At 70.2% G+C, this 18,175-nt stretch carries 16 protein-coding genes; 12 read left to right on the plus strand and 4 right to left on the minus strand.

What is annotated here, in order from left to right:
• Positions 1-293 precede the first annotated feature (293 nt).
• Positions 294-1,463 carry a lysophospholipid acyltransferase family protein gene (locus E1P53_RS16445; RefSeq protein WP_181954860.1) on the plus strand — a complete coding sequence of 390 codons (1,170 nt, stop codon included), beginning with the start codon at positions 294-296 and terminating at the stop codon, positions 1,461-1,463.
• A 49-nt stretch (positions 1,464-1,512) separates the two neighbouring features.
• Positions 1,513-2,676: a zinc-binding dehydrogenase gene (locus E1P53_RS16450; protein WP_131734936.1), complete on the plus strand. Its 1,164-nt coding sequence runs from the start codon at positions 1,513-1,515 to the stop codon at positions 2,674-2,676.
• 13 nt (positions 2,677-2,689) lie between these two features.
• Here E1P53_RS16450 and E1P53_RS16455 read toward each other — a convergent pair whose 3' ends face one another.
• Complete coding sequence (locus tag E1P53_RS16455; RefSeq protein WP_040526313.1) at positions 2,690-3,790, minus strand: HAD family hydrolase; 1,101 nt, start codon at positions 3,788-3,790, stop codon at positions 2,690-2,692.
• Positions 3,791-3,925: 135 nt separating this feature from the next.
• Here E1P53_RS16455 and E1P53_RS16460 point away from each other — a divergent pair, with 135 nt between their 5' ends.
• The 9 genes from E1P53_RS16460 to mce1N all read left to right on the plus strand — a co-directional run bounded on the left by E1P53_RS16460 (position 3,926) and on the right by mce1N (position 12,189).
• Entirely contained in the window at positions 3,926-4,180 is a 255-nt protein-coding gene (locus E1P53_RS16460) for a glutaredoxin family protein (protein ID WP_006899065.1), read from the plus strand.
• Positions 4,181-4,333: 153 nt separating this feature from the next.
• Positions 4,334-5,167 carry a redox-sensing transcriptional repressor Rex gene (locus tag E1P53_RS16465; RefSeq protein ID WP_040526330.1) on the plus strand — a complete coding sequence of 278 codons (834 nt, stop codon included), beginning with the start codon at positions 4,334-4,336 and terminating at the stop codon, positions 5,165-5,167.
• Positions 5,164-6,537 carry a glutamyl-tRNA reductase gene (locus E1P53_RS16470; protein WP_006899067.1) on the plus strand — a complete coding sequence of 458 codons (1,374 nt, stop codon included), beginning with the start codon at positions 5,164-5,166 and terminating at the stop codon, positions 6,535-6,537. The genes E1P53_RS16465 and E1P53_RS16470 overlap by 4 nt, the downstream gene beginning before the upstream one ends.
• Positions 6,534-7,478, plus strand: coding sequence for a hydroxymethylbilane synthase (gene hemC / locus E1P53_RS16475; protein ID WP_006899068.1), 945 nt, complete (start codon positions 6,534-6,536; stop codon positions 7,476-7,478). Before E1P53_RS16470 ends, hemC begins: the two co-directional genes overlap by 4 nt.
• A gap of 50 nt (positions 7,479-7,528) precedes the next feature.
• Complete coding sequence (locus tag E1P53_RS16480) at positions 7,529-9,184, plus strand: bifunctional uroporphyrinogen-III C-methyltransferase/uroporphyrinogen-III synthase (RefSeq protein ID WP_131734937.1); 1,656 nt, start codon at positions 7,529-7,531, stop codon at positions 9,182-9,184.
• Positions 9,185-9,198: 14 nt separating this feature from the next.
• On the plus strand, positions 9,199-10,176 hold the full coding sequence (gene hemB, locus E1P53_RS16485) for a porphobilinogen synthase (protein ID WP_131734938.1): 978 nt from the start codon (positions 9,199-9,201) through the stop codon (positions 10,174-10,176).
• Between the two features lie 74 nt (positions 10,177-10,250).
• The gene (locus E1P53_RS16490; RefSeq protein WP_131734939.1) at positions 10,251-11,159 is read left to right on the plus strand and encodes a hypothetical protein; all 909 of its coding nucleotides are present in this window, start codon (positions 10,251-10,253) and stop codon (positions 11,157-11,159) included.
• The gene (locus E1P53_RS16495; protein ID WP_131734940.1) at positions 11,156-11,602 is read left to right on the plus strand and encodes a hypothetical protein; all 447 of its coding nucleotides are present in this window, start codon (positions 11,156-11,158) and stop codon (positions 11,600-11,602) included. The genes E1P53_RS16490 and E1P53_RS16495 overlap by 4 nt, the downstream gene beginning before the upstream one ends.
• Positions 11,599-12,189: a transport-regulating membrane protein Mce1N gene (gene mce1N, locus E1P53_RS16500; protein ID WP_131734941.1), complete on the plus strand. Its 591-nt coding sequence runs from the start codon at positions 11,599-11,601 to the stop codon at positions 12,187-12,189. Before E1P53_RS16495 ends, mce1N begins: the two co-directional genes overlap by 4 nt.
• Here mce1N and E1P53_RS16505 read toward each other — a convergent pair.
• The 3 genes from E1P53_RS16505 to E1P53_RS16515 form a co-directional block, all read right to left on the minus strand.
• A complete protein-coding gene (locus tag E1P53_RS16505; protein ID WP_006899074.1) occupies positions 12,171-12,860 on the minus strand; it encodes a hypothetical protein in 690 nt (229 codons plus the stop codon). The two genes, mce1N and E1P53_RS16505, sit on opposite strands and share 19 nt — an antisense overlap.
• 120 nt (positions 12,861-12,980) lie before the next feature.
• On the minus strand, positions 12,981-13,895 hold the full coding sequence (locus E1P53_RS16510) for a manganese catalase (RefSeq protein ID WP_006899075.1): 915 nt from the start codon (positions 13,893-13,895) through the stop codon (positions 12,981-12,983).
• Between the two features lie 243 nt (positions 13,896-14,138).
• The gene (locus E1P53_RS16515) at positions 14,139-16,226 is read right to left on the minus strand and encodes an acyl-CoA dehydrogenase family protein (RefSeq protein WP_131734942.1); all 2,088 of its coding nucleotides are present in this window, start codon (positions 16,224-16,226) and stop codon (positions 14,139-14,141) included.
• A gap of 210 nt (positions 16,227-16,436) precedes the next feature.
• Here E1P53_RS16515 and E1P53_RS16520 point away from each other — a divergent pair, with 210 nt between their 5' ends.
• Positions 16,437-18,116, plus strand: coding sequence for an AMP-binding protein (locus E1P53_RS16520; RefSeq protein WP_006899077.1), 1,680 nt, complete (start codon positions 16,437-16,439; stop codon positions 18,114-18,116).
• The last annotated feature ends 59 nt before the right edge of the window (positions 18,117-18,175 follow it).

Consider the following 18,175-nt stretch of genomic DNA (forward strand, 5'->3'; position numbering starts at 1 on the left):
GGGTCGAGGTGCGCAACGTCACTGCAACCCGTAGACTTGGACGCCAGACCCAGAGTGGCACGACCGCAGGGCCGCGGCCGTGGACGACGGGTAAGGTCCCGGGTGGCGGTGGTCTCCGACGATCGACGCTCCGTGGTGCACCGTTCAAGTCATCGACCGCGCGCCGTTGCGCCAGTGGATCCGGGGGGCATGGCCTGTGACGGAACGATATGCCGGCAGTACCCGGGGCCCCTTCGGTTCACACATCGAGCCGGGGACGGGGCCGACGGACGAAACCCAGAGGTAGACGAGGGGTGAGCGCCTTGACAGGTGGCGGAGCGACAGATGCACGTACCGCGAAGGTCATCCAGCTCTATGCCTCACCGTCGGGGCCCGACGCCGCACGCGACTCCGGTCGCCGTCGGCACCCGAGTCAGCAGGGCGTCGGCCGCGGGCCGAAAACATCTGTGAAGCAACGGGATTCGGAGAATCTCGGGCACCCGAACACCGACGGTTTCGGTCAGCCGCCCGCTCAGGTCACCCCGATCAGCAGCGACATCGCGCTGTCCGACGAGGCGCTCGGCGTCGAGCATCGCGGCCCGTCGACGTCGTCGCCGCTGTTCAGCCTCGGCGGCATCCGCAGCGCGGTCGCCGACACGCTGACCGCGACCGCCGGCTTCATCCGGGAACGCATGGCCGGCGAGTACGAGGTCGACGAGTTCGGCTTCGACCCGCACTTCACCGAGGCCGTCTGGTTCCCGGCGGTCCGCCAGGTCTACGAGAAGTGGTTCCGCGTCGAGGTCACCGGCATCGAGAACCTGCCGCGCGAGGGAGGCGCCCTGCTCGTGGCGAACCACGCGGGCACCATCCCGGTCGACGCGATCATCACCTCGCTCGCGGTCCACGACAACCACCCCGACCACCGTCACCTGCGGCTCCTCGCCGCCGACATGGCGTTCGACACGCCGGGGATCAGCGAGGTCGCCCGGCGCATCGGCGCGACCCTGGCGTGCACCAACGACGCCGACCGGTTGCTCCGCCAGGGTGAGCTCACCGCGGTGTGGCCGGAAGGCTTCAAGGGCATCGGCAAGCTCTACAAGGACCGCTACAAGCTGCAGCGGTTCGGCCGCGGCGGCTTCGTGACGACGGCCCTGCGCAACGCGGCGCCGATCGTGCCGGTCTCGATCGTGGGCTCGGAGGAGATCTACCCGATGCTCGCCGATCTCAAGCCGCTCGCCAAGATCCTCGGGCTGCCGTACTTCCCGATCACGCCGTTGTTCCCGTGGCTGGGACCGCTCGGCATGGTCCCGCTGCCGTCGAAGTGGCACATCCACTTCGGCCGGCCCATCGAGACCGGGGGATACGACGAGTCGTCGGCCGACGACCCGATGGTGGTCTTCGACCCCACCGACCACGTGCGCGAGGAGATCCAGCAGACGCTCTTCCGCATGCTCAGCCGGCGCGGCAGCGTCTACTTCGGCTGACACGTCGCTTTTCCTGACACGGACCGCGGCGGCTGCTACCCATTGAGGCATGCGTGCAGTCGTGTGCCGAGCCGGTGAGCTCACGGTCGAAGACGTCCCCACCCCCGAGCCCGGCCCGGGCCAGGTCCTGATCCGCGTCCTGCGGGCGGGCATCTGCGGTTCCGATCTCCACGCGCGGGTTCACTGCGACGCCACCGCCGAGGTGTCCGACGAGGTCGGCTACGACGCGTTCATGCGCTCGGATCAGTCGGTGATCATGGGCCACGAGTTCGCCGGCGAGGTCGTCTCCTACGGCCCGCGCTGCCGGAAGAAGTGGGCGCCGGGCACCCGGGTCGTCGCGGTGCCGATGATCCGGCACGGCGAGAAGGCGCACCTGACCGGCCTCAGCGCCTCGGCGGGCGGTGCCTACGCCCAGTTCACGCTTGTGTCCGAGGACATGACCTTCGAGATCCCCGACGGTCTGCCGATCGAGCACGCCGCACTCACCGAGCCGCTCGCGGTCGCACACCACGCGGTCCGCCGCGGCGAGGTCGGGCGCCGCGACGTCGCGGTGGTGATCGGCTGCGGACCCATCGGTCTCGCCGTGATCGCCATGCTGAAGGCGTCCGGGGTGCGCACCGTGATCGCCAGTGACCTGTCCGCGGGGCGTCGCGCGTTTGCCGAACGCGTCGGCGCCGACATCGTCGTCGACCCCGCCGTCGAGTCCCCCTTCGCGCGGTGTGCTGCAGAGGGCAAGTACGTCACCGAGGCGCAGGACCTCCTCGGCGCCGCGTTCGACGCCATGCGCACGTTGCGTCGGATCCCGTTGGTGCCGTGGTCATCTCTGTTCCGGGTCGCCGACAGGCTGGGCGCCACACCCAAGGGGCCGGTGGTCTTCGAGTGCGTGGGAACCCCGGGGATGATCGAGTACGTCGTGTCCGATGCGCCGTTCCGTTCGCGCATCGTGGTGGTGGGCGTGTGCATGGAGCCGGACACCTTCCGCCCGGCGATGGCCATCAACAAGGAACACGAACTGCGGTTCGTCTTCTGTTACGACCCCGCCGAATACGAGGAGACCCTGCACATGATCGCCGACGGGGACGTCGACGTCGCGCCGATGATCACCGCGACGATCGGCCTCGACGGGGTGGCGACGGCCTTCGACGCCCTCGGCTCGGCCGAGCATCACGCCAAGGTGCTCGTCGATCCGATGAGCGAGATCGATTCGCTCTGAAACGGTTTCGCGCTCAGTGGCGCCGCAACAGGCGTGCCGCGGCTGCCGCGCCACCGCCCGCCGCGCCGAGCACGAGGGCGGTGCCGGCGCCGTACTTGGCCGCCTTGCGGGCGGTGCGGAAGTCGTACATCTCCCACCCGCGGACCTTCGCGACGTCACGCAGGTCGGGGTCGGGGTTGATCGCGACCGCCTTGCCGACGAGCGAGAGCATCGGCACGTCGTTGTGCGAGTCGGAATACGCGGTGCAGCGCTTGAGGTTGAGGCCCTCGCGGATGGCCAGCGCCCGCACCGCGTGGGCCTTGCCCTGGCCGTGCAGGATGTCGCCGACGAGGCGACCGGTGAACACGCCGTCGACGCTCTCGGCGACCGTGCCGAGCGCCCCGGTCAGCCCGAGCCGGTTGGCAATGGTCTGGGCGAGTTCCACCGGGGTCGCGGTGACCAGCCACACCTGCTGTCCGGCGTCGAGATGGCGCTGGGCGAGCGCTCGCGTGCCGGGCCAGATCTTGTCCGCGATGTAGTCGTCGAAGATCTCCTCGCCGAGCTCGACGAGCTCGGAGGTGCGGCGCCCGGCGATGAACGACAGGGCCTTGTCGCGGCCCTCGGCGACGTCGCGGGCGTTCTCCTTGCCGGTGATCCGGAACTTCGCCTGCGTCCAGGCGAAATCGAGGATGTCGCCGTAGGTGAAGTACTTGCGCGAGGCGAGCCCGCGCGCGAAGTGCACGATCGAGGCGCCCTGGACCAGGGTGTTGTCGACGTCGAAGAACGCGGCGGCGGTCAGGTCGCGCGGTGCCTGCTCGGGCGGGGTCTCCGACGGCTCGCGCAGGCGCAGGGAGTCGACGGCGGCCTTCGCGCTGGCCTCGCCGGCGAGGGTCTGGCGCAGCTCGTGGGCGGTCTGGCGGAACCGGCCGGTGGCGGCACTCGCGCGCTGGGAGATCCACGTCGTGACCCGCCGGGTCTCCTCGTCCTCGTCGGAGTGGCCGACAGGTTCGTCGCTTTCGTCGAGGTCGTCGTCGAACTCGATCCTGGCCGCCTGGGTCTCCCAGTCGTCGCCGGAGTCCAGGGGGGTGGTGCCGGTGTCGGGTCGTTCGTCTCCCGGGCCCGGGGTCTTGCCCACTACCCACCTCCACGCGTCGCGTCTGCACTGCCTGCTCGTCCAGACTAGCCGCCGCACACGACGCCGCTCGCGCCGCCGACGCGTGCCGCGAGCCCCGTGGCGGCGGCCGTCCGCCACGCTGCGAGGATGGACGCCATGAAGGTGGAACTTCTCACTCGCGAGGGATGCCACATGTGCGCCACGGCTCGCACCGAGCTCGCCCGGATCTGTGGCGACTTCGGGATCGGGTTCACCGAGGTCGACGTCGATCGCGCCGCCGCCGACGGGAACCCGGAGGTCCGCGCCGAGTACGGCGACCGGTTGCCGGTGGTCCTGCTCGACGGTATCGAGCACAGCTACTGGGAGGTCGACGAGCCCCGTCTTCGTGCGGATCTCGCCGGCCGCGCCTGACCCCGGGCCCGGCCGCGGCCGTCCGGTCTACGGCATCGCGTAGCGGGGATTGCGTTTAACACAGGTGCGCCGATCGTGAGACCCCGTGTGAAGAGATTCACACGGGGGTTATATCCTCGACACGACCTGTGAGCCGGATGTCTGGGGGTGAACGTGGGCGCCGATCGTCGGAAGTCGGGCGACGCCGACCCTCCCGCGTCCGAGACGCCGTCGCCGTCCCGGCAGGACATCCCCGCGCCCACCGTCGCGCGACTGGCCACCTATCTCCACGTGCTGCGGTCGTTCAGCCGGCGCGGCACCCTGATCGCCTCGAGCGGCGAGCTCGCCACCGCGGCCGGGGTGAACCCCGCGATCCTGCGCAAGGACCTGTCCTACATCGGCGCCAACGGCGTGCGCGGCGTCGGCTATGACGTCGGACGCCTCACCGCGCGCATCTCGATGGCGTTGCACACCGACAGCGTCCACACGGTCGCGCTCGCCGGCGCCGGGCAGCTCGGGCGCGCGCTGCTCGCCCACACCGGCTTCGGCCGCGGTTTCCGGGTGGCCGCCATGTTCGACGCCGATCCGTCGCTGACCGGGACGTCTCTCGAGGCCGGCGGCCCGGCCATCGCGCCGCTGTCCGACATCACCGAGGCCTGCCGGCGCATGCGCCCGGCGGTGGAGATCGGGGTGGTGGCGACCTCCGACGAGCACGCGCAGGAGGCGTTCGACGCCTTCGTCGCCGCCGGCGTCCGCCAGGTGCTCAACGTCACTCCCGTGTCGCTGACGACGGAGGCGGATGTCGTCGTCAGACAGGTTGATCTAGCCTTGGAGTTGCAGGTGTTGTCGTTCCAGGCCTCGCGCGGCGCCACTCAGGCCGCAGCGCAGGCCGCACGCGACCACCTCGAGATCTCCTCACGCGACGACGTCAGCGCGCCGCCTCGCGAGGTGAAGGCGGCCGACGGGCGCCAGGAAAACGCAATGGGTGAAGAAACGGTGACAGCGTGAGTGTTCTGTTGTTCGGGGTATCGCACCGCAGTGCTCCGGTGGAGGTGCTGGAGCGGTTGGCGGTCTCCGACCACGACCGTCCGAAGCTGGTCGACCAGCTCCTGTCATCGCGCTCGATCTCCGAGGCCATGGTCGTCTCGACCTGCAACCGCGTGGAGATCTACGCGGTCGTCGACGCCTTCCACCCGGCCCTCGAGGCGGTCGGGGAGGTCCTCGGCGACCACTCGGGCATGACCGTCAACGACATGACCCGATACGCCTACGTGCGCTACTCCGAAGCCGCCGTCGAGCACCTGTTCACCGTTGCCGCGGGGCTGGACTCGCTGGTCGTCGGCGAGCAGCAGATCCTCGGGCAGATCCGCAACGCCTACCTGAGCGCGGACGCCAACGACTCCGCCGGCCGCGTCCTGCACGAACTCGCGCAGCAGGCGCTGCGGGTCGGCAAGCGCGTCCACACCGAGACCGGCATCGACCGCGCCGGCGCATCCGTCGTCTCCGTCGCGCTGCGCCGCGCCAAGGCATTGCTCACCGATCCCGCCACCGGCGCGCACCGGCTGCGGCGGGCCGTCGTGGTCGGCGCCGGGGCGATGGGCGGTCTGGCCACGGCCCACCTCGCGCGCGACGGCGTCACCGAGATGTACGTCGTCAACCGCACCGTCGACAACGCCCGCCACCTGGCCGACAACATCGCCGCCAACCACGGCATCGCCGTGCACGGGGTCGGCCTCGACGACCTGCCGTCGGCGATGGCCGACGCCGACGTGGTCGTCAGCTGCACCGGCGCGGTGGGGAACGTGGTGACCGTGGGCGCGGTCCACTCGGCCCTCGCCGAGCGCACCCGCAAGAACGACTCCTCGCCCCTGGTCATCTGTGATCTCGGTCTCCCGCGCAACGTCGACCCGGCCGCCGCGCGGCTGCCCGGCGTGCACGTCGTCGACATCGAGGGATTGCGCGGCGACTCCGCGACCCAGGCCGCCGAGAACGACACCCTCGCGGCCCGCTCGATCGTCGCGGCCGAGCTCGCCGACTACCTGACCCACCAGCGCCAGGCCGAGGTCACGCCGACCGTCGCCGCGCTGCGCCAGCGCGCCGCCGACGTCGTCGAGGCCGAGATCCTGCGCCTCGAGACCCGCCTGCCGGACCTCGAGAGCTCGCAGCGCGACGAGATCGCCAAGACGGTCCGCCGCGTCGTCGACAAGCTGCTGCACGCCCCGACCGTGCGCGTCAAGCAGCTCGCCTCGACCCCGAACGGCGATCACTATGCCGAGGCCCTGCGCGAGCTCTTCGAACTCAAACCCGGTGCGGCCGAATCGGTGTCGGCACCGGATCGGTTCACCACCGACGCCGCGGAACAGCAGGGCGACCGATGAGCTCATCCGCATCCGCGCCGATCCGCGTCGGCACCAGGGGTTCGCTGCTGGCCACCACCCAGGCCCAGACCATCGCCGACGCGCTGACCGCCGCCGGTCACCCCGCCGAACTGGTCATCATCAAGACCGAGGGCGACGCCTCGGCCCGGCCGGTCGCCGAGATCGGCGTCGGCGTCTTCACCACGGCGATCCGCGTGGCGCTGCGCAACAACGAGGTCGACGTCGCCGTCCACTCCTACAAGGACCTGCCGACAGCCCCCGAGGACGACCTCACCATCGCGGCGGTCCCCACCCGCGTCGACCCCCGGGATGCGCTGGTCAGCCGGGACGGTCTGGTGCTGGGAGAACTGCCGCCGGGTTCGGTGGTGGGGACCTCCGCGCCGCGCAGGGCCGCACAGCTTAGAGCATTGGGTCTCGGTTTGGAAATCCGCCCCCTAAGAGGCAACCTAGATTCTCGGTTGGGCAAAGTCGCCAGCGGCGAACTCGACGCGGTCGTGGTCGCCCGGGCCGGGCTCGTGCGGATCGGACGGACCGAAGTGGTCACCGAGGCGCTCGATCCGGTGGTCATGCTGCCGGCTCCGGCGCAGGGCGCTCTGGCAGTCGAGTGCCGCTCAGACGATGCCGAACTGGTGAGAATACTCGCCGAGTTGGACGATCCGTCCACCCGTGCGGCCATCGAGGCCGAACGGTCGGTGCTCGCGGCCCTCGAGGCCGGGTGCACCGCGCCGGTCGGTGCGATCGCCGAGGTGGTCGAGTCGATCGACGAGGACGGGCGCATCTTCGCCGAACTGTCGCTTCGCGCGGCGGTGGCGGCCGAGGACGGTTCCGACGTGATCCGTGCATCGGTGGTGGGCCCGGTCGATCGGGCCGTCGAGCTGGGCAAGGACCTCGCCGCCGAACTGCTGGAGCTGGGAGCGGGCGAACTCGTCAACTCTCCCTAGCAGAGAACGAACTGCAGCCCTCGGCGCAGAGGGCAGGAGAGTGCGAACCCATGAGCCGTACGAAGAAGGCAAATCCCGGACGGATCCTGTTCGTGGGGTCGGGTCCAGGTGATCCTGACCTGCTCACCGTGCGGGCACGCACCGTGATCGTCAATGCGACCACGGCCTACATCGACCCCGATGTGCCGTCGACCGTGGTCTCGCTGATCGGCAGTGCGCATCGCGAAGACCCCGCACCGAACACTCGCCGTTCGACCAAGAAGGCCGACAAGGCCGCCGAAGCCGACGCCGCCAAGGACGAGACCGCGACCGCCGAGGCCGGCAAGGCCGAGGAGGAGTCGGTGGTCCGGCCCGCGCTCGGCGATCCGTCCGAGGTCGCCAAGACCCTGGTCGCCGCCGCCAAGAACGGTGAGGACGTGGTCCGCATCGTGGCCGGCGACCCGCTGACCACCGACTCGGTGCTCGCGGAGGTCAACGCCGTGGCCCGCACGTCGGTCACCTTCGAGGTGCTGCCGGGCCTGCCCGCCGCGTCGGTGGTGCCGAGCTACGCGGGCATGCCGCTGGGCTCCACCCACACCGAGGCCGACGTCCGCGGCGAGGTCGACTGGGCCGCCCTGGCCGCGGCCCCGGGCCCGCTGGTCCTGCACGCGACCTCCGGCCACCTGGCCGAGACCGCCAGCGCCCTGACCGAGCACGGCATGGCCCCGCAGACCCCCGCTGCGATCACCATCAACGGCACCACCTGCGCCCAGCGCACCATCGAGGCGACGCTCGCCACGCTCAACGAGCAGGGCAACGCGCTCACCGGCCCGCTGGTCGTCACCGTCGGCAAGGTCGTCGGCGCCCGCAACAAGCTCTCCTGGTGGGAGTCGCGTTCCCTCTACGGCTGGACGGTGCTGGTGCCGCGCACCAAGGACCAGGCCGCCGACATGAGCGAGCGACTCATCAGCCACGGCGCCATCCCCAAGGAGGTGCCGACGATCGCCGTCGAGCCGCCGCGCAGCCCCGCGCAGATGGAGCGGGCGGTCAAGGGACTCGTCGACGGCCGCTACCAGTGGGTCGTGTTCACCTCGACCAACTCGGTGCGCGCCGTGTGGGAGAAGTTCGCCGAGTTCGGCCTCGACGCCCGCGCGTTCTCGGGCGTCAAGATCGCCTGTGTCGGCGAGGCCACCGCGGACAAGGTGCGTTCCTTCGGCATCAACCCCGAACTCGTGCCGTCGGGTGAGCAGAGCTCGCTGGGTCTCCTCGAGGACTTCCCGCCCTACGACGACGTCTTCGACCCGGTGAACCGGGTCCTGTTGCCGCGCGCCGACATCGCCACCGAGACCCTGTCGGAGGGCCTGCGCGACCGCGGCTGGGAGATCGACGACGTCACCGCGTACCGCACCGTGCGCGCCGCTCCGCCGCCCGCCGAGACCCGCGAGATGATCAAGACCGGCGGCTTCGACGCGGTCTGCTTCACCTCCAGCTCGACGGTCCGCAACCTCGTCGGCATCGCCGGGAAGCCGCACGCGCGCACCATCGTCGCGTGCATCGGCCCCAAGACCGCCGAGACCGCAACGGAGTTCGGCCTGCGCGTGGACGTGCAGCCGGAGAACGCCTCGGTCATCGAACTGGTCGACGCGCTCGCCGAACACGCCGCACGGCTTCGTGCCGAGGGCGCACTGCCCCCGCCGCGCAAGAAGTCCCGCCGGTCGCGTTCGTGAGCGGGGCGTCGGACATGGCACCCCTCATCCGGCCCCGCCGGCTGCGCACCACCGCCGCGATGCGGCGTCTGGTCGCCGAGACCACGCTCGCGCCACGGCAACTCGTGCTGCCGATGTTCGTCGCCGACGGCATCGACGAGCCCAAGCCCATCTCCTCGATGCCCGGCGTCGTGCAGCACACGATGGACTCGCTGCGCGCCGCCGCGGCATCGGCCGTGGAGGCCGGGGTCGGCGGGCTGATGCTGTTCGGCGTTCCCCGGGCCGAGGACAAGGACGCGGCCGGATCGGCCGCGGATGCCGACGACGGCGTCCTCAACCGCGCCCTGCGCGCGCTGACCGATGATCTCGGCGACTCGACGGTTCTGATGGCCGACACCTGCCTCGACGAGTTCACCGACCACGGCCACTGCGGCGTCCTCGACGGCCGGGGCCGCGTCGACAACGACGTGACCCTCGACCGCTACGTGTCGATGGCGCTCGCACAGGCGCGCGCCGGCGCCCACCTGTTGGGACCGAGCGGGATGATGGACGGCCAGGTCGCCGCCATCCGCGCCGCACTCGACGCCGAGGGCTTCGCCGACACCGGCATCCTGGCCTACGCCGCCAAGTACGCCTCGGCGTTCTACGGCCCGTTCCGCGAGGCCGTCGGCTCGTCGCTGCAGGGCGACCGCCGCACCTACCAGCAGGATGCGGCCAATCGCATCGAGGCCTTGCGCGAGGTCCGGCTGGACCTCGAGGAGGGCGCCGACATCGTGATGGTCAAGCCGGCGATGAGCTATCTCGACATCGTCCGCGACGTCGCCGAGATGAGCGACGTGCCGGTGGCCGCCTACCAGATCAGCGGCGAGTACTCGATGATCACCGCGGCCGCCGAGCGCGGCTGGATCGACCGGGACGCGGCGATCCTCGAGTCGCTGACCTCGATCCGGCGTGCCGGAGCGTCGATCATCCTGACCTACTGGGCCGCCGAGGTCGCCGAACTGCTGTCCTGACCGCACCGCCGCCGCGGCGCGAGGCCGCTCATCGGCCCGACGGTCGCAGTGGCGGATTCACTAGGCTGGAATCCATGTCCGCACCGTTCGACCCGTCCTCCGGGCCGCAGTCCTCCGGGGCGTCGTCCCCTGGGACCGCGCCCGACGAACCGCAACTGCGCCCGTCGATCCCGGACTCGATCGCGATCGCCGTCGAGTTGTGGGTCGTGGCCGTCCTCGGCCAGATCATCGGGCGGTTCGCGCAGACCGGCAGCATGATCGATTCCCTGCGCGAGCAGGTCCGCAAGAACCCGCCGGAGGGCCTGACACCCGAGCAGCTGGAGACCGCGACCTCGGCGGGCGTCATCATCGGTATCCTCGTCGCGATGACCGTGGCGCTCACGGCGGTCACCGCCCTGATCGTCTGGCTCACCCGCAAGGGCTACAACTGGGCGCGCATCGTGCTCGGCGCGATGGGCGTCTACATCGTCGTGGACATGGTCTTCTCGTTCTTCGCCGACATCTCCCCGGCGTGGGCCATGGTGCCGCTGGTCATCGGCGGCGTCGCCGCGCTCGGTGCGACGGTGCTGCTCATGAAGGGCGATTCGGAGAAGTACTGCCGGCGCATGGCGCAGGTCCGCAAGGCCGCCAAGACGCCGCAGCCCGCACCGGCGGTCCACGGCCCGAACCCGTACGCCCAGAATCCGTACGCCCAGAATCCGTACGGGCAGAGTCCGTACGGGCGGGGCGCGTACGAGCAGAACCCGTACCACGAGAACCCCTACGGCCAGAATCCCCATACCCCGAACCCGGCCGGGAACGATCCGGGACGCCCCCACGGATCTGCGTCACAGACCCCGCCGGAGCATGGTGGTACACCGTATGGTGGCAGTCGATCCGGTGACGCGACCAGTGCGGACCCGACGCAGAGCCCGGCACAGGGGCCCGGGTCCCAGCCCACCGGAACCGAGAACACCGACACCGAAGGACCGAACAAGCAGTGACAAGTCCCGACCCGGCGCAGCGTCCGAAACTCGTCGTCTGGGCCTATCGATGCTGGCTCGCCTCGGGTGTGCTGATGGCGTTGCTCGGCGCACTGGTGGTGGTCGTGTCGGTGTTCGACGACTCCGGCACGGTGGCCTTCGGCGCGCTGGGCGTCCTGGTCCTTATCGTGGGTCTCGCCTACATCCTGCTGGGCAGCAAGGCCTTCACCGGTGACGTCCGCTGGCGTTCGTCGTTGTCGGCGCTGACGCTCGTCGTGGTCGCCATGCTGCTGTTCTTGAGCGTGGGCCTGGGATCGCCGCTCTTCGCCCTCACGCTGCTCGCCGGCGTCATCGGCCTGTTCGGCTCGCTGCTGGCGTACCGGCCCGAGTCGGAGTTCTGGTTCACCGGCAAGGAACCCGAACCGCGCAAGAAGCGGAACCTCGGGCGCAGCACCAAGCCGTGACCGACGACACCCGCAAGGCAGGCGGGCCCGACCGGGAGTCGGGCGAGGTCCTGTTCTACGAGCCGGGCGGGAGTTGGTGGGTGATCCTCATCGGCCCGGTGCTCGTCGGCGCGGTGCTCGCACTCGAGATCTTCTCGCCCGGTCCGGTGCACTGGCCGGTCCTCATCGTGTTCCTGGTCCTGCTCGTCGGCTTCTCGCTGGTGCAGGTGTCGGCGGCCCGCAGGCACGTCAGCGTCGAACTGACCGAGACGACCCTGCGCCAGGGCGCGGTGACCACCGACCTGGCCGACATCGAGAAGATCTTCCCGCCGAACAACTCGCCGACCCCGGAGGACTGGGAGAGCGCCCCGGCACTCGGCGAGCTCCACGGGGTGCCGCGCCGGCGCAAGGGCGTCGGCGTCCGGCTGAAGTCGGGGAAGCTGGCCCAGGCGTGGGCGCGCGACGTCGCGCGATTCCGCAGCGAACTCACCCAGGCCCACACTGCCGTCCGGATGGGGCTGGGGCCGTCGCGCCGAACCGAGTCCGGGAAGAACCCCGATTCCGGCAAGGGGTCCGAACCCGAGAAGGGTCAGGACACCGCCGAGTGACGCCCCTGCCGGCTGTCGCGGTAGGCGCGTCGGCGTAGGTCGCCCAGCCACGACGGCGCGAACTCGACGCCTTCGGGGCGGTTGAGGATGGGGTCGAAGTCCACATCGAGGCCGGTCAGCGCGTGGTCGAGTTCGATCCGGGCGATGGGCACGAAGCGACCGAACCCGGCCTCGAGGATGAGCACGATCTTCCGGTTCGTCCTCAGGCACGCGGCGAGGTCCTCGATCGACAGTCCCGTCGGCCCGGTGGGCTCGACGATGCGGGCGCGAATCCAGTAGAGCTCGCCGTCGTGACGGTAGGGCGTGAGGCTCGAGACCGCCGTCGGCGCCCAGTGCGTCGACGGCAGCGGGATCGGCAGGCGTCCCGACAGCGGCGCAGGTCCGGCGAGCAGGAGATCCCAGGTGCCGGCGGCGGTGGGCACGGGCGAGACGGGGTCGGTCGCACCGGGGAACCGGATGGCGACCCCCACGATGTCGGGCAGCCCGCCGGGCGTGCCGATCCCCTTGGACAGACGCACGGTTACCGGCCCGGAACGGAACGGCAACGGGTGATCGCCGGCCACCGATGCGACACCGCCGCACAGCAGTCCGTCGGGGTGGAACACCCGGGCGTGCCGCAGCGCCGCCAGCCACCGGAACGGCGTGGTCAGCAGGTCGGGTAGAGCGGTCATGTGACACCTCCGTGTCGGATGGTCCGTCGCGGGACGGTTATGGCCCGGTTCGGGTCGCCCGTGAACGCGCGACGCCGCGACCCCGGGTCCGGGGCCGCGGACGCCGCGCGTCGGGCGGATCTAGCCGGTCGGATCGGGATCGACGGCGTCCTTGATCTTGCCGATGACGCCCTTCTCCGTGCCGAACTTCGGCTTCTGGGGCGTCCCCATGGCGCCGTCGTACGTCGCATAGAGCTTCGGATCCGGCGGCGGACCCGATTGGCGCTCACCCAGCGGCTGCGGGTCGGCCAGGAACGTGAACTCGTGCCGGCCGTCGGGCGTCGGGCCGCTCGCCCAGCCGCCCTTGTCGGAGTCCTCGCCGTCGGACAGATGCCAGATCGTGCTCGCGTGCTCGCTGTACTCCTCGTCGAACAGGTCGTCGGGGGCGATGGTGCCCTCGAGCCCGTCCTCCTTGAGCTCCTCGATGGCCTTGAGCCAGAGGTTCTGGTGGAGGGTGTCGCGCGCCAGGTTGAACCGCAGCATGTCCTTGACGCCCGGGTCGTCGGTCATGTGCCACAGGCGGGCGGTCTGCACGCGACCCTGGGCCTCCGCGGTGACGTTGGCGTGGAAGTCGGCGAGCAGGTTGCCGCTGTGGACGATGTAGCCGGCGTTCCACGGCACGCCGTTGGAGTCGGCCAGGCGCGGCCCGCCGCCGGAGAAGACGGCCTGGGTGGGATCGGAGCCGCCGAGGACCGCGGCCACCACCGGGTCGCCGAGGGCGTTGGCGGTGGAGTCGGTGACCGGCGCGCCCTCGAGGAGCCGGGCCACCATCGTGGCGATCATCTCGACGTGACCGATCTCCTCGGTCGCGATGTCCATGATGAGGTCCTTGTACTTGCCCTTCATGCGACAGTTCCAGCCCTGCATGAGGTACTGCATCGTGACCGTCATCTCGCCGAACGCGCCGCCCAGCAGCTCTTGGAGCTTGCGCGCATAGACGGGGTCGGGCTTTTCGGGCTTGACGTCGAATTGCATGTAGTCGGTATGGCGGAACATGGATTCCCCTGACTGTCGTGTTGATTCGCCCGTCGCAGGCCATGGGGAGGACGGGTGCCGAGATCGTCGATGCGTCGCTGCGGCTACTACACGGCGGCGTCCTGGGCAGTGTTGCCCTCGATGTCGCGAGTCGAAACACCGAGGTCGCGAACAGCGTGGTGAGACGGGCACCGACGACGACAGGCGCCCGACCACGTGGGCCGGGCGCCTGTCGCTGGTGTGTCGTGCTCGGGTCGTCGCCGCTCAGCCGTTGACGAGCATCGGCGCGCGCAGCAGCTCCTCTGGGACGCCGAAGGCGTCGACGAGAGTGCGGGCGTGCGGACGCAGTTCCTGGCAGAGCTCGTTGACGCCCCGCCGAACCGCCTTGGCGCGCTCGACCGAGATGTGGCGGTGCATCATGAACCAGGACAGGTCGGCCTCGAGGGCGGAGTACACGAACAGGTCGCACACCTTGCCCAGAAGTTCTGCGGCAGAGCGGGAATCGCAGTTCTCGATCGCCTCGATGAAGGCCTCGAGGACCACGCGCTCGATGTGCGCGTGCCCGACCTTGAGCAGGTGGTCCTGCGCGTTGTTGAACACGTCGAAGGCGTCGTTGTCGTCGTCGAGTGCGCGGCGCAGGCGTTGCGCGCAGGTCCGCACCAGGTGGTCCTCGCGGTTGCGGAAGAGCCGGATCTGGGTGCCGCGGTTGGTCAGCGCGGACTTCTCGGTGTCCTCGTCGGAGCTGTCGAGCAGGGTCTGGACCACCTGTCGGACGGCGGTCTTCTCCGCCACCATGTCGCGCGCCATCCCGGCGATGAACTTGACCCATCCGCCCGCCGAGAGACCCTGCACGTCTTCGGAATACGCCGACAGCAGCTCCTTGGCGATGAGCTGGGTCATGACCGTGTTGTCGCCCTCGAACGTGGTGAACACGTCGATGTCGCCGCGGATGATGGAGAGCTGGTTCTCGTCGAGATAGCCGGCGCCGCCACAGGCCTCGCGACTGACGTTGATCGCGTGCGAGGCGTGCCAGGTGGCGTACGCCTTGAGCCCGGCCGCCTGGCCTTCGAGCTGGCGCTGCCGTCCGGCGTCGGAGTCGTCGGCCGCCCCGGACTGGACCTCGTGCAGTTCTGCGGTGATCTCGTTCTGGGCGAACGCGATGGCATACGACTTGGCGATCAGCGGGAGGAGCTTGCGCTGATGGCCCAGGTAGTCCATGACGGTGATCTCGTCGGTGCCCTCCGGCGCCTCGAACTGCTTGCGGATCAGGCCGTAGCGGGTGGCCAGGGTCAGCGCCTTGCGGCCGGCGGCGCCGGCGGTCGCGGCGACGCTGACGCGTCCGCGGATGAGGGTGCCGAGCATGGTGAAGAACCGGCGGTTCTCGTTCTCGATGGGCGAGCTGTACGTGCCGTCCTCGGCGACGTCGGCGTAGCGGTTCAGCAGGTTCTCGGCCGGGACGCGCACCTGATCGAACATGATGCGGCCGTTGTCGACGCCGGCGAGTCCGCCCTTGTATCCGCAGTCGCTGGTGGTGATGCCGGGCAGGTCGTTGCCGTCCTCGTCGCGGATCGGCACCACGAAGCAGTGCACGCCGCGGCCCGTCGGCTCCTCGTCGGGGCCGCCGGTGATCAGCTGGGCGAACACCGCGGCGTACCGGGCATGCTTCGCCGCGCCGCCGATGTAGTCCTTGCGCGACGACGGGGTCGGGGAGTGGATCACGAACTCGCGGGTGTCGCGGTCGTAGGTGGCGGTGGTCTCGAGGGCCTGCACGTTCGAGCCGTGTCCGGTCTCGGTCATCGCGAAGCAACCGAGGATGTCGAGGTCGATGATGCCCGGCACGTACTTCTGGTGATGGCGCTCGGTGCCCAGGTTCTCCACGGCCCCGCCGAACAGGCCCCACTGGACGCCGGCCTTCACCATGAGCGACAGGTCGGCGTAGCCGAGCATCTCGATCGCGGTGATCGAGGCGCCGATGTCGCCGGTGCCGCCGTGGTCGGCGGCGAACCCGGCCGCCGCGAATCCCTGCGAGGCCAGCTCCCGCATGATCCCGAGAATCCGCTCGCGGGCCTCGTCCAGCGTCAGGGAGGGGTCGGGCAGCAGGTCGGCCCGGTTGGAATTCTCCCGGACGGTGTCGCGGACGCTGCGCCAGCGGCCGTCGAGGACGAAGCGGAGGTTGTCGACCAGGAGCGCGCGCTCGTCGGCGGACAGGTCGTCGTCGGCGGAGACGTCGGCCGGGGCGACCGGATCGTCGGACGTGGGTTTCGTCGCGATCGGGGTGTGACCCGGGCCGGTGGTGTCCGGAGTGGTCTCGTCCGGCGATGACGGTGAGGGGCTCTCGGTGGGAGTCGACATGAATCCACCGTACGTAAGTCCGTGACGTGCGCCCCAGCTTTTGTGGGGCTTGCCCAATGCACCGATCCGGTCACGACTTCGGCGACGAGCCCCCTCTTCGGGGGGTGACGGGGTTGTGATGTGATCGCCTACCCTGACCCGCCGTCTACGTATGGCCCGTCACACCGCCCCCTGTCGAGTGGCGTGATCGAGAGATTCTCTGGAGGAAAGATGTCGGTGTCCACCCCGGATGCACCTGCGACGGGCCTGGGTTCGTCGACCACCGAGTGGGGCGGGGCCAACCGCTCCGAACTGAGCCCGCTCCGGTTCCTGGAACGCTCCGCCGCGGTCTTCCCCGACCGCGAGGCCATCGTCTACGGCCGCCGCAGCCACAGCTACGCCGAGTTCGCCGACCACGTGCAGCGCCTGGCCCGGGTGCTGCGGTCGAAGATCGCGCCGGGCGATCGCGTCGCCTACCTGGCCCCGAACATCCCCGAGATGCTGATCGCGCACTTCGCCGTCCCGCTCGCCGGGGGCGTCCTCGTCGCCCTGAACTCGCGACTGGCCGGGCCCGAGCTGGTCTACATCCTCGAGCACTCCGGCGCCAGGGCCCTCTACTTCGACGCCGAGTTCCGCGGCACCGTCGCCGACATCATCGCCGACGTCCCGCAGGTGGAGACCGTCGTCGAGATCACCGACCCCGAGTTCGGCGTCACCGGCGGACCCGTCGGGGAGTCCGGCGTCCCCGGCCTCGTCTCCTACGAGGACCACCTCGCCGCCGCCGGCGACCTCGACCCGTCGCCGATCCCGTGGACCGTCGACGACGAGAACACGATCATCGCGATCAACTACACCTCCGGCACCACCGGCAAGCCCAAGGGCGTCATGTACACCCATCGCGGCGCGTACCTGAACTCCTTCGGCGAGACCTTCCACAACCAGTTCACCGGCCAGACCAAGTACCTGTGGACGCTGCCGATGTTCCACTGCAACGGCTGGTGCACCCCGTGGGCGGTCACCCACGCCGGCGGCACCCACATCTGCCTGCGCGCGGTGCGGGCAGAGGCCATCTGGGACGCCATCGACAACCTCGGTGTCACCCACATGTGCGGCGCGCCGACCGTGTGCACCACCATCGTCGGCTCGCCGCGGGCGCACCGGCTCGACCGGCCGCTGCGCATCACGACCGCGGGCGCCCCGCCGTCGCCGACGGTCATCGGGTCGCTCGAGGCGATCGGCGTGACCGTCGTCCACGTGTACGGGCTCACCGAGGTCTACGGGCCGTACACCATCTGCGAGTACCAGGACTCCTGGAGCGACCTCGCGCCCGACGAGCGCGCGGCGAAGCTGTCGCGTCAGGGCGTCGGCATGGTGCAGGCGGAGAACGCCCGCGTCGTCGTCCCGGACTCGCTGCCGCTGGTCGACGTCCCCGCCGACGGCGAGACGATGGGCGAGATCGTGCTGCGCGGCAACAACGTGATGGCCGGTTACTTCCGCGACGAGGAAGAGACGCGAAAGGCGTTCGCGGGCGGGTGGTTCCACACCGGCGACCTCGGCGTGATGCATCCCGACGGCTACATCCAGCTGCGCGACCGCGCCAAGGACATCATCATCTCCGGCGGCGAGAACATCTCCACCATCGAGGTCGAGCAGGCGCTGGTTAGCCACGACGCGGTGCTCGACGTCGCGGTCATCGGCGTCGCCGACGAGAAGTGGGGTGAGCGCCCGCGTGCCTACGTGCTGCTCAACCCGGGCGCGACGCTGACCGCCGAGGAGCTCATCGAGCACGGTCGTCGTCTGCTGGCCGGGTACAAGGTGCCGCGCGACATCGTCTTCGCCGGCGACCTGCCGCGCACTCCCACCGGCAAGGTCCTCAAGGGTGAGTTGCGTGAGCGTGCCCGCGCGGAGTGACGCCGCGAGACCTCTGAGCCTCCACGGCGCGGCGGGGCGCGACGTCGAGAACGTCGTGC

The sequence above is a fragment of the Gordonia paraffinivorans genome (genome assembly GCF_900683595.1).
Lineage (GTDB): Bacteria > Actinomycetota > Actinomycetes > Mycobacteriales > Mycobacteriaceae > Gordonia > Gordonia paraffinivorans.